At 63.7% G+C, this 12,692-nt stretch carries 16 protein-coding genes; 6 read left to right on the top strand and 10 right to left on the bottom strand.

The window, feature by feature from the left end:
- Positions 1 to 44 precede the first annotated feature (44 nt).
- Complete coding sequence (tcdA, locus tag KXR72_RS08350) at positions 45 to 851, top strand: tRNA cyclic N6-threonylcarbamoyladenosine(37) synthase TcdA (protein ID WP_437420644.1); 807 nt, start codon at positions 45 to 47, stop codon at positions 849 to 851.
- Position 852: 1 nt separating this feature from the next.
- On the opposite strand, the gene KXR72_RS08345 is transcribed toward tcdA, so the two are convergent.
- From KXR72_RS08345 to KXR72_RS08325, 5 genes are all read right to left on the bottom strand, one after another.
- Positions 853 to 1,266 carry a SufE family protein gene (locus KXR72_RS08345; protein ID WP_437420643.1) on the bottom strand — a complete coding sequence of 138 codons (414 nt, stop codon included), beginning with the start codon at positions 1,264 to 1,266 and terminating at the stop codon, positions 853 to 855.
- Positions 1,263 to 2,468: an aminotransferase class V-fold PLP-dependent enzyme gene (locus KXR72_RS08340; protein WP_437420642.1), complete on the bottom strand. Its 1,206-nt coding sequence runs from the start codon at positions 2,466 to 2,468 to the stop codon at positions 1,263 to 1,265. Before KXR72_RS08340 ends, KXR72_RS08345 begins: the two co-directional genes overlap by 4 nt.
- Before the next feature lie 101 nt (positions 2,469 to 2,569).
- Positions 2,570 to 3,604 (bottom strand): 2,3,4,5-tetrahydropyridine-2,6-dicarboxylate N-succinyltransferase, encoded by a 1,035-nt coding sequence (dapD, locus tag KXR72_RS08335; protein ID WP_437420641.1) that lies wholly within the window; start codon positions 3,602 to 3,604, stop codon positions 2,570 to 2,572.
- 41 nt (positions 3,605 to 3,645) lie between these two features.
- Positions 3,646 to 4,017, bottom strand: coding sequence for an ArsC family reductase (locus KXR72_RS08330; RefSeq protein ID WP_437420640.1), 372 nt, complete (start codon positions 4,015 to 4,017; stop codon positions 3,646 to 3,648).
- A gap of 82 nt (positions 4,018 to 4,099) precedes the next feature.
- Positions 4,100 to 4,426, bottom strand: coding sequence for a thioredoxin family protein (locus KXR72_RS08325; protein WP_437420639.1), 327 nt, complete (start codon positions 4,424 to 4,426; stop codon positions 4,100 to 4,102).
- 135 nt (positions 4,427 to 4,561) lie between these two features.
- Between KXR72_RS08325 and KXR72_RS08320 the strand changes: the two genes are divergently transcribed.
- The gene (locus KXR72_RS08320; RefSeq protein WP_437420638.1) at positions 4,562 to 4,807 is read left to right on the top strand and encodes a hypothetical protein; all 246 of its coding nucleotides are present in this window, start codon (positions 4,562 to 4,564) and stop codon (positions 4,805 to 4,807) included.
- A 12-nt stretch (positions 4,808 to 4,819) separates the two neighbouring features.
- Positions 4,820 to 4,969 carry a hypothetical protein gene (locus KXR72_RS08315; RefSeq protein ID WP_437420637.1) on the top strand — a complete coding sequence of 50 codons (150 nt, stop codon included), beginning with the start codon at positions 4,820 to 4,822 and terminating at the stop codon, positions 4,967 to 4,969.
- A gap of 33 nt (positions 4,970 to 5,002) precedes the next feature.
- On the opposite strand, the gene dapC is transcribed toward KXR72_RS08315, so the two are convergent.
- Genes dapC through purM form a run of 5 tightly spaced genes read right to left on the bottom strand, consistent with a single transcriptional unit; the run spans position 5,003 to position 9,385 of the window.
- Entirely contained in the window at positions 5,003 to 6,199 is a 1,197-nt protein-coding gene (gene dapC / locus KXR72_RS08310; protein ID WP_437420636.1) for a succinyldiaminopimelate transaminase, read from the bottom strand.
- A gap of 47 nt (positions 6,200 to 6,246) precedes the next feature.
- The gene (locus KXR72_RS08305) at positions 6,247 to 6,903 is read right to left on the bottom strand and encodes a COG3650 family protein (protein ID WP_437420635.1); all 657 of its coding nucleotides are present in this window, start codon (positions 6,901 to 6,903) and stop codon (positions 6,247 to 6,249) included.
- Between the two features lie 57 nt (positions 6,904 to 6,960).
- The gene (locus KXR72_RS08300; RefSeq protein ID WP_437420634.1) at positions 6,961 to 7,671 is read right to left on the bottom strand and encodes a DUF3108 domain-containing protein; all 711 of its coding nucleotides are present in this window, start codon (positions 7,669 to 7,671) and stop codon (positions 6,961 to 6,963) included.
- Positions 7,672 to 7,679: 8 nt separating this feature from the next.
- Positions 7,680 to 8,327: a phosphoribosylglycinamide formyltransferase gene (purN, locus tag KXR72_RS08295; RefSeq protein WP_437420633.1), complete on the bottom strand. Its 648-nt coding sequence runs from the start codon at positions 8,325 to 8,327 to the stop codon at positions 7,680 to 7,682.
- Positions 8,327 to 9,385, bottom strand: coding sequence for a phosphoribosylformylglycinamidine cyclo-ligase (gene purM / locus KXR72_RS08290; RefSeq protein ID WP_437420632.1), 1,059 nt, complete (start codon positions 9,383 to 9,385; stop codon positions 8,327 to 8,329). The genes purN and purM overlap by 1 nt, the downstream gene beginning before the upstream one ends.
- Positions 9,386 to 9,696: 311 nt before the next feature.
- Here purM and KXR72_RS08285 point away from each other — a divergent pair, with 311 nt between their 5' ends.
- The 3 genes from KXR72_RS08285 to hda all read left to right on the top strand — a co-directional run bounded on the left by KXR72_RS08285 (position 9,697) and on the right by hda (position 12,683).
- Entirely contained in the window at positions 9,697 to 10,803 is a 1,107-nt protein-coding gene (locus KXR72_RS08285; RefSeq protein ID WP_437420631.1) for a DUF2066 domain-containing protein, read from the top strand.
- A gap of 78 nt (positions 10,804 to 10,881) precedes the next feature.
- On the top strand, positions 10,882 to 11,982 hold the full coding sequence (locus tag KXR72_RS08280; RefSeq protein ID WP_437420630.1) for an AI-2E family transporter: 1,101 nt from the start codon (positions 10,882 to 10,884) through the stop codon (positions 11,980 to 11,982).
- Complete coding sequence (gene hda, locus KXR72_RS08275) at positions 11,979 to 12,683, top strand: DnaA regulatory inactivator Hda (RefSeq protein ID WP_437420629.1); 705 nt, start codon at positions 11,979 to 11,981, stop codon at positions 12,681 to 12,683. Before KXR72_RS08280 ends, hda begins: the two co-directional genes overlap by 4 nt.
- Positions 12,684 to 12,692: the final 9 nt, after the last annotated feature.

The raw sequence follows: 12,692 nt of genomic DNA, 5'->3' as shown, positions 1-12,692 counted from the left end.
CCTGCACACCTATAATCGGCGCTGTTTTCAGCGGGGGTATCGAGATGCCAATCGACGATCAGCGTTTCGGCGGCATTGCCCGCCTGTACGGCTCCGAAGGGCTCGAACGACTGGCTGCGGCGCATGTCGCGGTGGTCGGCATCGGCGGGGTCGGATCGTGGGCGGCGGAGGCGCTGGCGCGTAGCGGTGTCGGGGAAATCAGCCTGTTCGACCTCGATGACGTGTGCATCACCAACACCAACCGTCAGGTGCATGCGCTTGACGGCGCGGTAGGCAAACCAAAGGTGGATGAGATGGCGGCGCGGATACGGGCGATCAACCCGAAGTGCGTCGTGCACGCCATCGCTGACTTCGTCACCCGAGACACCATGGCCGAGTACATCACCGAGCAACTCGACTGCGTCATCGACTGCATCGACAGCGTGCCGGCGAAGGCGGCGCTGATCGCCTGGTGCAAACGCCGCAAAATCCAGATCATTGCTACCGGCGGTGCCGGCGGCCAGGTCGACCCGACGCAAATCCAGGTCACTGATCTGAACAAGACATTTAACGATCCACTCGCGGCCAAGGTCCGCTCCTTGCTGCGGCGGGAGTACAACTTTTCGCGCACTCCTGGCCGCACCTATAGCGTGCCCTGCGTTTTTTCGACCGAGCAGCTGCGCTATCCGAAGCCCGACGGTGGCGTCTGCCAGAGCAAGAGCTTCGTCGGCGAGGGGGTCAAGTTGGACTGTACCGGTGGTTTCGGCGCGGCGATGATGGTTACGGCCAGCTTTGGCTTGGTGGCTGCTGCTCGAGCGGTGGATAAGCTGGTCGCGGGGGCGCGTCGCCCAGCCGAGCGCGCGAAGGGCTAGCTCAGCCTTGCGCCGCCAACGCGCGCATACGCGCAATGACTGCATTCATTCCGTTGGCGCGAGACGGTGACAGCTGTCGCGACAAGCCCAGTTGGCCAAACCACTCGGCCGCGTCCAGTGCTTGCAATTCGTTGGTGTTCAAGCCGTTGACCCTTACCAGCAATGCAGCGAGCAGGCCGCGTAGGAGCCGCGCCTCGCTGGTCCCGCGGAATCGCCAGCCATTCTCGTGGCGCTCGCCTGCCAGCCAGAGCCGGCTCTCGCAGCCGGCCACGAGGTGCGCGTCGTCTCGCTCATCGTCGGCCAGCGGCTCGAGATGGTCGCCTAGCTGCATCAGCAGCCGTGCGCGCTGCTCCCAGCCCGCCGCTTGTTCGAAGCGTTGCAGCGTTTGGGCCGCAGCGGGGGGCAGCTCGCTCATCGCAGCATCTCCAAAGCCTGGTCCAATGCGCCGAAGAATCGCTCGAGGTCGGTGCCATCGTTATAGAGCCCGAGGGAAACACGGATGGCCCCTTCGATGCCCAGGCTTTTCAGCAGCGGTTGCGCGCAATGCGTGCCGCTGCGAATGGCAATGCCTTGTTCGGTGAGCAAGTGCGCGAGGTCGCTATGGTGAATCCCGTCGACAGTGAAACTGGCCAGGGCAATGCGTGGCTCGCCTAGCAGACGGACCCCGTCGCGGACCGCGAGCCCGGCGAGCAGCTTCATGTGCAGCGCCTGTTCGTGGCCGCTGACCAGCGCCTCGTTGAGCCGGGACAGGTAGTCCAACGTGGCGCCCAGGCCGATCACGCCGCCGATCGGTGGGGTGCCGGCCTCGAAACCCAGCGGGGCGCTGTGAAAGTCGGCGCTGTGGAAGTCGGCGATACGGACCATTTCGCCGCCGAATTGCCAGTGCTTGAGCTTGAGCAGCGATTCGCCGCGGCCATAGAGCGCGCCAACACCCTCCGGGCCGTACAGCTTGTGGCTTGAAAGCACGTAGAAGTCGCAGTCCAGGGCCTGCATGTCATGGCGCCCGTGCACGACGCCTTGCGCACCGTCGACGATGCTGAGCGCGCCTTGTTTCCGGGCCAGGGGTAGCAGCTCAGCCAGGGGCTGCCAGGCGCCCAGAACGTTGGACAGCTGGCTTACCGCTAGCAGGCGAGTCCGCGGGCCGATCAGTTCTGCCGCGGCGCTTAGGTCGATCAGCCCGCGGGCATCGAGCGGCAGGACCACTAGCTTGGCTTCACGGCGCCGCGCTAGTTGCTGCCAGGGCAGCAGGTTGGCGTGATGCTCGAGCGCACTAACGACGATCTCGTCACCCGGTTCGATCAGATGTTCGAGACCGTAGGCGAGCAGGTTCAAGGCCTCGGTAGCGCCACGGGTGAAGACGATCTCAGTCGGGCAGGCAGCGTTCAGCCAGTGCGCGACCTTGATTCGTGCGTCTTCGAAGGCTCGGGTGGCGCGCTCGGCGGGCTGGTGCTGGGCACGGTGCACGTTGGCGGTGCCGCAGGTGTAATAGCCGGTGAGGGCATCGATCAGCGCCTGCGGCTTCTGGGAGGTTGCGGCACTGTCGAGATAGGTCTGGCCCTGGGTTTCGAGTACGGCCAGGGCAGGGAAGTCGGCACGCCAGGGGGAGACAAGCGACATTGTTTTCGTCCTTTGGCTCTGTGCCCCGAAGCGGCCGGAGGCGGGACGGGCTAACGCCCATGCGTCCAGCTGGCCTCCAGCGCTTCGATCGGTCTTTCTGCTTAGTTGTGCGCGTGCAGCGCCTCGTTCAGCTCGATTGCGGACTTGTGCGTCTTGCACTCGACCGCGCCGGTCTGGGAATTGCGGCGGAACAGCAGGTCGCTCTGGCCAGCCAATTCGCGTGCTTTGACGACTTTGACCAGCTCACCTTGCTCATCGAGCAGGTTGACCTTGGTGCCAGCGGTGACATACAGGCCGGATTCGACGGTGTTGCGGTCGCCCAGCGGAATGCCGATGCCGGCGTTGGCGCCGATCAGGCAGCCTTCGCCGACCGAGATCACGATGTTGCCGCCGCCAGACAGGGTGCCCATGGTCGAGCAGCCGCCGCCGAGGTCCGAGCCTTTGCCGACGAAAACGCCCGCCGAAACGCGACCTTCGATCATGCCCGGGCCTTCGGTGCCGGCGTTGAAGTTGATGAAACCCTCGTGCATTACGGTGGTGCCTTCTCCCACGTATGCGCCCAGGCGAATCCGTGCGCTGTCGGCGATGCGTACGCCGGCGGGGACAACGTAGTCCGTCATCTTCGGAAACTTGTCGACCGAGACGACTTCCAGCAGGTAACCCTTCAGGCGGGCTTCGAGCTGACGCTCCGCGAGCTCGGCCAGGTCAACGGCGCCCTGGTTGGTCCAGGCGACGTTTGGCAGCAGCGGGAAGATGCCGGCCAGGCTCACGCCGTGCGGCTTGACCAGGCGATGAGAAATCAGGTGCAGCTTGAGGTAGGCCTCGGGTGTGGAGGTCAGCGCGCTGTCGTCGGCCAGCAGCGTCGCCACCAGCGGGCGTTGGCTTTCGGCCAGGCGGGTCAGCAGGGCGTGCTGGACGGGATCGATCGACTTCAGCGCGTCGGCCAGCTGCGCGGCCTGCGCAGTGGTGATCGTTATCGCCTGATTGCCGCCCTCGTAGCCGAGCAGTGGGGCGACGGCGTCAACCAGCTCTCCGGCTGGTTTCAGCAGCGGTTGTGCGTAGAAGACTTCCAGCCAGTTGCCCTGGCGGTTCTGGGTGCCGACGCCGAACGCCAGGCTGAAAAGGGAGGTGCTCATGGGAAATCCTTATGTCATCGCGCTCGCGGGCGAGCGGGTGTTTAGTGCTTGGCCGCGACTTCGGCGGCGTAGATGTCAGGCTTGAAACCAACCAGCGTCCTGTCACCGAGATCGAGCACCGGGCGCTTGATCATCGACGGCTGGGCCAGCATCAGCTCGATCGCCTTGGCCTGGTCAAGATCGGCCTTCTGCGCGTCGTCCAGCTTGCGGAACGTGGTGCCGGCACGGTTGAGGAGGGTCTGCCAGCCGTGCTCGTCGCACCAGGCCTGCAGATGGGCGCGGTCGATGCCGGCGCTCTTGTAATCATGGAACTGGTACTCCAGTCCGTGCGCATCGAGCCAGGTGCGGGCCTTTTTCATGGTGTCGCACGCCTTGATGCCGTACAGGCACAACGCATTTTTCGAATCAGGCATAACTGGGCTCCGTCTACTCCGGCCAGGCTGGGCCGCGGATTATGCCATGCCAGGACGAAGCCTGCCGCCCGTAAGCGGGTGGCTATCCAGTCCTGTCCGAGTTGAGCAGGGCCTCGATGGGTTGCTCGCTGGTAGGGCGCACTACGCGGCCTAGTTCCTCACCCTGGCGCATCAGAATCAACGTCGGCCACAGCTTGACCCGAAAGGATCGGCCAAGCGCGCGACCCGGGCCGTCCTCGATCTTGAGGTGACGCAGGTCATGTTCGGACAGCGCGCGCGCCAAGGGTGCCTGGGCTGCTCGGCAATGCCCGCACCAGTCGGTGCCGAATTCGAGCAGGGTGAGTCCGTCCAAGGCATCGACCTCCGCGCGTGTCGGGGCGCTGGCGCTGTAATGCTCGGTCATCTGCATAGCGTGGATCTCCTCTGGCTGTCCTCGATTGAGTCGCTGGCGCGACGACGGTTCAGCGAATGCAACGCGGCCGCGGCGATCATTTGCCCGTCTCGCGTTGTCCACAAGAGACCATCGCTACGACGAGGAGTCTCCATGGCACGCAAGCATTTTGAACACTACGAAGCGATTTCGTCGGCGGTTCCCGTCGAGGAGGCCTTCGAGGCGGTCATTGCAGTGAAACGACGCGGCAGCGACGAAAACACGCAGGTTTTCCGGGTTGCCAACGGGCGTCGCTACGACCTCGCTTCAGAGGCCGATGTCGCAGCCGAGGCGGCGCTGACCAAGGTGCGCGAGGTTAGCGACACCGGGGAGCTGATCTGGGAAGAACATGCGATTTGACGGAGGTGCAGAATGAACGAATCCGAGCGCAAGCCTGAGAGGCCGCCGCGGGACACGCGGGATAACACCAACCAGGCGGACATTCCGGAACACATGAAGCCTGAGAATCTGGAAAAACTACGCGACTACGGCAAGGACATGATCCCGCCCGGCGTGGCCTGATGCAGCCGGTCGCATGTGCGGCCGGCCGTTGTTTCAACGCGTTTCGATGAATGCGCGGATGCGTTGTGCCGCTTCGATGCATTCGCCCAGTGGTGCAACGAGCGCCATCCGTACGCGCCCGGCACCCGGGTTGAAGCCATCAACCTCCCGTGACAGGTAAGAACCCGGCACGACAGTGACGTGCTCGCTGGCGAACAGTTCGCGGGTGAAACGCGCATCGTCCATCGGCGTTTTCGGCCACAGATAGAAGCCGCCGTCTGGGCGCTGCACGTCCATGACCGGCGCGAGGATATCGAGCACCGCATCGAATTTTTCACGATACAGCTCGCGGTTGGCCTGCACATGCGCTTCATCGTTCCACGCGGCGATGCTGGCCAGTTGAGTCTGCACCGGCATCGCACAGCCGTGATAGGTGCGGTAGAGCAGGAACGCCTTGAGGATTTCGGCGTCTCCGGCGACGAACCCTGAGCGCAGCCCTGGGAGGTTCGATCGCTTGGAGAGGCTGTGGAAGACCACGCAGCGACGGAAATCGTCTCGGCCCAGCGCCGCGCAAGCCGTGAGCAGGCCGGCTGGGGGGTTCGCCTCGTCGAAGTACAGCTCGCTGTAACACTCGTCGGCCGCAATCACGAAGTCATGTTCGTCGGCCAGCGCGATCAGACGCTTGAGCGTTTCCAGCGGGACGAGCGCGCCGGTTGGATTGCCCGGCGAGCAGAGGAAAAGGATTTGCGTCCGCTGCCAGACGTCCGCCGGCACCGCATCGAAGTCGGGGTTGAAACCGTTCGATTCGGTGCAGGGCAGGTAATGCGGCGTCGCCCCGGCCAGCAGCGCCGCGCCTTCGTAGATCTGATAGAAGGGGTTTGGGCTCAAGACCAGTGCACCCGGCTCCCGGTTGACCACGGCCTGGGTGAAGGCGAATAGCGCTTCGCGTGTGCCATTGACGGGCAGCACGTGGCGAGCGGGGTCGAGCGTGCCAGCCGCCACGCCGAAGCGGCGCTCGCACCAGCGGGCAATGGATTCGCGCAGCGCGGGTATCCCAAGGGTGGTGGGGTAGACGGCAAGCTGGTCGAGGTTGTCGGCCAGGGCCTGGGCAACGAACGCCGGTGAACGGTGCTTCGGCTCGCCAATCGAAAGGGAGATTGGACGCTTGTCGGCCGAGGGCGTGGCATCGGCGAGCAATACGCGGAGCTTTTCGAACGGGTAGGGCTGCAGCTGAGTCAGGGCGTCATTCATCGTTAAAGTCTTCGACACGTAGGGAAGCGCCAGGCGCTTCGATAGGGTCAATCGCTGCGAGCGCCGCCGTAATAGGCGCAGCCGCGCAAGGTTTGATCGTCAAGACGTAGCTCGGCGGTGAGGTGGGTCACGGCGCCGCTGGCGCTGTCCACGCACCGTTGCGGCGCGACCCAAAGATCGATGCGCTGCGCATTGGCCTCGCTACTGAAATTGGTCTGCCCGTCCGGTAGCTGTTCCTCGAGGTAGGGCACAGCCATCGGCGCTTCGCCGATGCGGTTCAGAAGCATGCCGGCCTTGGTGATCACCACGTTCCAACCAGGCTCGTTGCCGCTCGCGCGTAGCAGCGTCAGCGGCAGGTCCGGGTCGTTGCAACCGGGGCCTTCAGCCTGCAAACGGTACACGCGGGTGAGCTCGAGCCGGCCAGTGGCTGCGGTGCCGCCAGCGAGGCGCCCGCGCACATCGGCGAATACCGGCTGGCCGGCGGGCAACGCGACCACGTCGTCAGGGAGGCCGGTTTTGCCGCTGTCGACCAGCTCGAGCGTGCGTTGAGGCATGCAGGTGGTGAGCAGCAACTGCCCGTCCACCTGTTCGACGGTGCCACGCAGGCGTTCGGTCGGCGCCGTCGGCTGGTCGCCGGAGAGTGTCTGGCAGCCGGCGAAAAGTGGAAGCAGGGCGAACAGAAACGCGCGGCACTGTGCTGTCATTGAAAGGTCCGGCAGTGAATGGAAGGAGCCGCGCCGACGTAGCGGCGCGGCTATGAATCAATTGCCCTTGACGGTACGGCCGTCCACGGTGCCTTCCTGCAGCATGATCTGATATTCCTTGCCGTCCTTTTCGATCTGATGGAGGCGAACCAGCAGGAAATCCCAATCCTTGGCGAACCAGAGGATGGTTTGGCGCTTGCTCTGGGTCGGATCGCGGACACGCTCCACCTTGATTGCGTCGACCCGGCCGGCCTTGGTGCTGACTGCTTCCTCACCGAGCACGCGGAAATCATAGGTCTCGACTTCGTCGCCATCGACGACTTGGTAGCTCATGCTTTTTTCGCCAGCAGCCACGGCATGCTGAAGCGCTATCTGGTAGGTGGATTTGTCGAGCAGGCCGGTATTGAGCGGGAGCTCGACCGCATCGCCGCGGTCTTCGCCGATCACTTTCTTGGCCTGCCAGTCGAAGTCGTGCTTGATGGTCTTGCCTTTGCCCAATCCGCTGCGCTTGAGGCGATAGCTTTGCGGGACGAAACGGTCTCCCTCGACCTTGAAAGTACTGCGCTCGTTGAAGCTGGCCACCAGCATGGACGCTTCGAAATCGAGCCGCCAGGTATCGTTATCGACCTTCTCGAGGCTTCGCTCGGCAGTGCCGCTGACAGGGACCTGTTTCCAATCGGCGGTGTAGCTGGCCGAGAAGGGCTTGAGCTCCAATGCCTGGACTGGCAGGGCCAGGACGGCGAGGGCGAGCAACAAGGCGCGACGCATAAAGTCTCCTAGATTCGTACGAGGTGGCCGCTGGGTGGCAGCAAGCTGCCGTCAAGCATCGCGCCTTGGTCGGCGAGGCGCAAGCGGCTTTCAGCGAACCAGCGGACGGCCAGCGGATAGATGATGTGTTCAGCGGCATGGACGCGCGCCGTCAAGGTATCGAGCGTGTCGCCAGGCAGGATCGCAAGCTGTGCCTGGAGCGCGACGGGGCCGCCGTCAAGCTCTTCGGTAACGAAGTGCACGCTGCAGCCGTGTTCCGTATCCCCCGCCTCGATCGCGCGGCGATGCGTGTCCAGTCCTTTATATCTCGGGAGCAGCGACGGGTGGATGTTCAGTAGTCGGCCCTGGTAGTGACGGACGAATCCGGCCGTCAGGATACGCATGAACCCGGCAAGCACCACCAGGTCGGGTTGGTGCTCGTCGATGATCGCCATCAGCGCGGCATCGAAGGCTTCGCGGTCGGCGAAATCCTTGTGCCGCACCAGGTGGGTGGGGATGCCCGCCGTTTGGGCGCGTTGCAGACCCAGCGCATCTTCACGGTTGCACACAACCGCGCGGATGCGGGTCGGGTTGCCTGCGCCCAGGCTGTCGATGAGTGCCTGAAGGTTGCTACCCGACCCCGAGATCAACACGACGACATTGCAGGTTGCAGGCATCAGTGGGTTTTCAGATTGTTCAGGACGACACGCTCGGCGCCTTCGCTGGCCGTTGCGATTTGGCCAATGACCCACGGGGCTTCGCCGGCGGCACGCAGGCTGGCGAGGGCCGCCTCGACTTGGTCCTGCGCCACGCAGATCACCATGCCCACGCCGCAGTTCAACACGCGATGCATCTCGTGCTCATCGACGTTGCCCTGCTGCTGCAGCCAGTCGAACACGGCGGGACGCTGCCAGCTGGCGACATCGATAACGGCCTGGCTGCCATCGGGAAGGACACGCGGAATGTTGTCAAGCAGTCCGCCGCCAGTGATATGAGCCATGGCCTTGACTGCACCGGTGCTCTTGATCAGTTGCAGCAGTGGCTTGACGTAGATGCGGGTCGGCGCCATGAGCAAATCAGCCAGCGGCATGCCGCTCAGCTGCACCCGTTCGATGTCGACACCGGCCACTTCAATGATCTTACGAATCAGGGAGTAACCATTGGAGTGCGGGCCGGAAGAGGGCAGCGCGATCAGGGCGTCGCCAGCCTGCACCTTGGAGCCGTCGATGATTTCGCTTTTTTCCACCACGCCGACGCAGAAGCCGGCAAGGTCGTAATCTTCGCCTTCGTACATGCCTGGCATCTCGGCAGTTTCGCCGCCGACCAGTGAGCAGCCCGCCAGTTCGCAGCCAGCACCGATGCCGGTCACGACGGTAGCCGCCACGTCGACATTGAGCTTGCCGGTCGCGTAGTAGTCGAGGAAGAACAGCGGTTCGGCACCACAGACCACCAGGTCGTTTACGCACATAGCGACGAGATCCTGGCCGATGCTGTCGTGTTTGTTCAGATTCAATGCCAAGCGCAGTTTGGTGCCGACACCGTCGGTACCGGAGACCAGTACAGGCTGCTTGTAGCCGGCAGGAATCTCGCACAGGGCGCCAAAGCCGCCCAGACCGCCCATGACTTCGGGACGCGCGGTGCGCTTGGCTACGCCTTTGATGCGTTCGACCAGCGCTTCGCCTGCATCGATGTCGACGCCGGCGTCCTTGTAGCTGATGGAGGGTTGCTTGCTCATAGAATCCGGACCTGTGAAGGGAGTGCGAAGCGACCGGGCCGGAACGAGGCGGCTGCTGGCGCACAGAGTGCCAGGTCCGGTCTGCGGAAAGCGCGCGATTTTATCAGGCTTGCCGCACAGCGGCCATCCCGCAGCGCGCCTGAGCGCCCGGTTGGCCTTCACCCTGAATGCGGTTGCGCAGCGGTTCATGCGCAGAGTTGCCGCGGTTGCTCCGATCCAGAGCGCTGTTTAAGGTAGCGCCTGTTAGCCGTGCCCGGTCTTATCGCTCAGCGATGACGGGCTCCTCATGAACGGTCGCCAGCGAGATTTCCATGCGCCTTGTTTCCTGTCTGATTGCCCTCTGCTGCGCGCTCGTCTCCCTGCCGAGCATCGCGGTTCCGCTTCCCGACCTTTATAAGGTGCGCCAGCCCGTTGCGAGCCAGCAGCCGGCCGAGCGCGAACAGGCGCTTCGTCAGGCCTTCGATACGTTGTTGTTGCGTTTGACGGGTGAAGAGAACGTCGAGCAGGCCTCGATCGACGCCTTGCGTCAGGACCCGCAGCAGTTGATCAGCCGCTACGCCTACGAAGAGGACGCGGTCGTGGTCGATTTCGACCCGCAAACGACCGAGCGTGCGCTGCGTTCGGCCGGGCTCTCTCTCTGGGGAGGCGATCGCCCGAGCATCATGACCTGGTGGTTGACCGAGTCACCATCGGGTGCTCAGTTGGTGGGGGATGCCCAGGACGGTTCCAGGTCGCTCCAAGCGGCGGCTCAGCACCGCGGTTTGCCGTTGCGCCTACCGCTGGCCGACCTTGGTGAGCAACTGGCCGCCACGGCTGAGGTGCTGAAGGCCAACGATCCGCAGGGATTGAGAGACGCGTCTGAGCGTTACGATGCCGACGGGTTGCTCGCCGTGGTCGCCCGCCAATCCGGCGATGGCGAAGCCTGGGAAGCCGATTGGCAATTCTGGCTGGCGGACAAGCGAACTCAGGGCCAGGCCAACGGGAATAGCCGTGAAGCACTGGCCGATCAGGTGATGCTGGCCGTCGGCCGTTTCCTGGCGCCGCACTACCGGGTTGCGCCCGGTGCGACCGAGGAAATCACCTTGCAGATCATGGGCGCCGACGTGGCGCGTTTCGCCGAAATCGATCGGCTGCTCGAACCGTTCGACGGGCGGCTGCAGCGTGTCGAAAGCGACCGGTTGGTATACCGGCTCCGGGCGAGCCCTGAGCAGCTTCGCGCACAGCTCGCGCTGGCGCGTTTGCAGGAGGTTTCGGAAGAAGAATGGCAGGCCGCACAGCCCATCGATGCCCAGGCGCCGCTCACCGAGCCTGACCAGCCAGCGGAGCAGACCGAACAAGGTCAAGAGGTCGAGCAGACACAAACGCCCGAACCTGCGCCGCAAGAGCCTACGGGTACGGTGATGCGTTATCGCTGGTGACAACTGGATCACGGAATTGCCTGCTTATCCAGTGGGCTAAGCAGGCAGTCGCGGCTAACTACAAAGGATGTTTCGAACATGACGCTAGACCGAACGGGCCGCTGGCTGCCGCTGGTGGTTCTGCTATTGCTTGGCGCGCTGCTGTATCAACTCTCGCCGATTCTGTCGCCGTTCCTGGTGGGCATTCTCCTGGCCTACCTCGGTGATCCGCTGGTCGATCGCCTGGAGCGCTGGGGGGCATCCCGCACCTGGGGGGTGATACTCGTGTTCGCCCTGTTCAGCCTGATACTGCTGTTGCTGCTGGGCGTGTTGGTACCGATGCTTGGCCGGCAGTTGATGCACCTTTATGAGCTGGCTCCGCTGGCGCTCGACTGGTTGCAAGTAACGGGGCTGCCCTGGATTCAAGCGCAGTTCGGGCTGAGCCAGGAATTCTGGCGGTTCGACCAGATCAAGAGTGCCTTCTCGGCGAACCTGGGCAGCACCAAGGACATCGTCACCGTGATCCTCAGCCAGGCGACGGCCTCGAGCCTGGCGCTGCTGGCCTTCCTGGCCAACCTGCTGCTGGTTCCGGTGGTCTGTTTCTACCTGTTGCGCGATTGGGATCTGATCATGGCCAAGCTACGCGGCTTGTTGCCCCGGCGTCGCGAAGACACCGTGATGAGCCTGATGCGTGAGTGTCATGAGGTCATCGGTGCGTTCCTGCGCGGGCAGTTGCTGGTGATGCTGGCGCTCGCCGCGGTGTATTCGATTGGCCTGATGCTGGTTGGTGTAGACCTGGGCCTGCTCATCGGCGTGCTGGCGGGCCTCGCGAGCATCGTGCCCTACATGGGCTTCGTGGTCGGCATTGGTGCGGCGATCATTGCCGTCTTGTTCCAGTTCGGCTTCGAGCTATACCCGCTGCTGGGGGTAGCGGCCGTCTTTACCGTTGGGCAGATGCTCGAAGGCATGCTGCTGACGCCGTTGCTGGTCGGTGACCGCATCGGCCTGCATCCGGTGGCGGTCATTTTCGCTGTACTGGCCGGCGGGCAGTTGTTCGGTTTCGCGGGTGTCCTGCTGGCGCTCCCGGTGGCGGCTGTGATCATGGTGCTGCTGCGCCACGTGCACGATCTCTATAAACTCTCCGACCTTTACGCAGAGCCGCCAGGCCCAGGCATACCGGTCGAACCTCCCAAGCAATGAAACCCATCCAGCTCCCCTTGGGGATCCGTCTGCGCGACGACGCTACCTTCGCTAACTTCTACCCGGGCGCCAATGCCGCGGCGTTGGGCTATGTCGAGCGTATCTGCTCCCCCGAAGCCGATTGGTCGGACGAACTCATCTACCTGTGGGGGCACATGGGTGTCGGCCGTAGCCACCTTCTCCAGGCCGCGTGCCTGCGTGTCGAGCAGCGCGGCGAGATGGCGGTTTACCTGCCGTTGGCAGAAGTTGCCGAATACGGGACGGCCCTGCTGGATAACCTCGAGCAGAGCGAGCTGGTGTGCCTCGATGATCTCGATGCTGTCGCCGGTGACCCGGTTTGGGAAGAGGCGCTGTTCCATCTGTTCAACCGGCTGCGCGACAGTGGCCGTCGGCTACTGCTCGCAGCAGATCACTCGCCTCGGGAGATTGCCGTCGCGCTGCCGGATCTTAAATCACGGCTGAGCCTGGCTTTGGTGTTTCAGCTTCAGTCGCTGTCGGACGAGGACAAGCTGCGCGCACTGCAGTTGCGTGCCTCACGTCGAGGCCTGAACCTGCCCGACGACGTCGGCAAGTTCATTCTGACCCGAGGAACGCGCAGCATGAGCGCCCTGTTCGAACTGCTCGATCAACTGGATCAGGCATCGTTGCAGGCGCAGCGTAAGCTGACCATACCGTTCCTTAAGGAAACGCTCGGCTGGTAGCTGACGTCG

Source organism: Stutzerimonas chloritidismutans, from assembly GCF_051486945.1.
Taxonomy (GTDB): domain Bacteria; phylum Pseudomonadota; class Gammaproteobacteria; order Pseudomonadales; family Pseudomonadaceae; genus Stutzerimonas; species Stutzerimonas chloritidismutans_B.
Note: the sequence above shows the minus strand (reverse complement) of the source record. Positions and strands in the feature narration are given on the sequence as shown.

Coding starts and splice junctions, on each gene's coding strand:
- tcdA (WP_437420644.1), top strand. CDS start 45: ATGCCAATCGACGATCAGCGTTTCGGCGGCATTGCCCGCCTGTACGGC.
- KXR72_RS08345 (WP_437420643.1), bottom strand. CDS start 1,266: ATGAGCGAGCTGCCCCCCGCTGCGGCCCAAACGCTGCAACGCTTCGAA.
- KXR72_RS08340 (WP_437420642.1), bottom strand. CDS start 2,468: ATGTCGCTTGTCTCCCCCTGGCGTGCCGACTTCCCTGCCCTGGCCGTA.
- dapD (WP_437420641.1), bottom strand. CDS start 3,604: ATGAGCACCTCCCTTTTCAGCCTGGCGTTCGGCGTCGGCACCCAGAAC.
- KXR72_RS08330 (WP_437420640.1), bottom strand. CDS start 4,017: ATGCCTGATTCGAAAAATGCGTTGTGCCTGTACGGCATCAAGGCGTGC.
- KXR72_RS08325 (WP_437420639.1), bottom strand. CDS start 4,426: ATGCAGATGACCGAGCATTACAGCGCCAGCGCCCCGACACGCGCGGAG.
- KXR72_RS08320 (WP_437420638.1), top strand. CDS start 4,562: ATGGCACGCAAGCATTTTGAACACTACGAAGCGATTTCGTCGGCGGTT.
- KXR72_RS08315 (WP_437420637.1), top strand. CDS start 4,820: ATGAACGAATCCGAGCGCAAGCCTGAGAGGCCGCCGCGGGACACGCGG.
- dapC (WP_437420636.1), bottom strand. CDS start 6,199: ATGAATGACGCCCTGACTCAGCTGCAGCCCTACCCGTTCGAAAAGCTC.
- KXR72_RS08305 (WP_437420635.1), bottom strand. CDS start 6,903: ATGACAGCACAGTGCCGCGCGTTTCTGTTCGCCCTGCTTCCACTTTTC.
- KXR72_RS08300 (WP_437420634.1), bottom strand. CDS start 7,671: ATGCGTCGCGCCTTGTTGCTCGCCCTCGCCGTCCTGGCCCTGCCAGTC.
- purN (WP_437420633.1), bottom strand. CDS start 8,327: ATGCCTGCAACCTGCAATGTCGTCGTGTTGATCTCGGGGTCGGGTAGC.
- purM (WP_437420632.1), bottom strand. CDS start 9,385: ATGAGCAAGCAACCCTCCATCAGCTACAAGGACGCCGGCGTCGACATC.
- KXR72_RS08285 (WP_437420631.1), top strand. CDS start 9,697: ATGCGCCTTGTTTCCTGTCTGATTGCCCTCTGCTGCGCGCTCGTCTCC.
- KXR72_RS08280 (WP_437420630.1), top strand. CDS start 10,882: ATGACGCTAGACCGAACGGGCCGCTGGCTGCCGCTGGTGGTTCTGCTA.
- hda (WP_437420629.1), top strand. CDS start 11,979: ATGAAACCCATCCAGCTCCCCTTGGGGATCCGTCTGCGCGACGACGCT.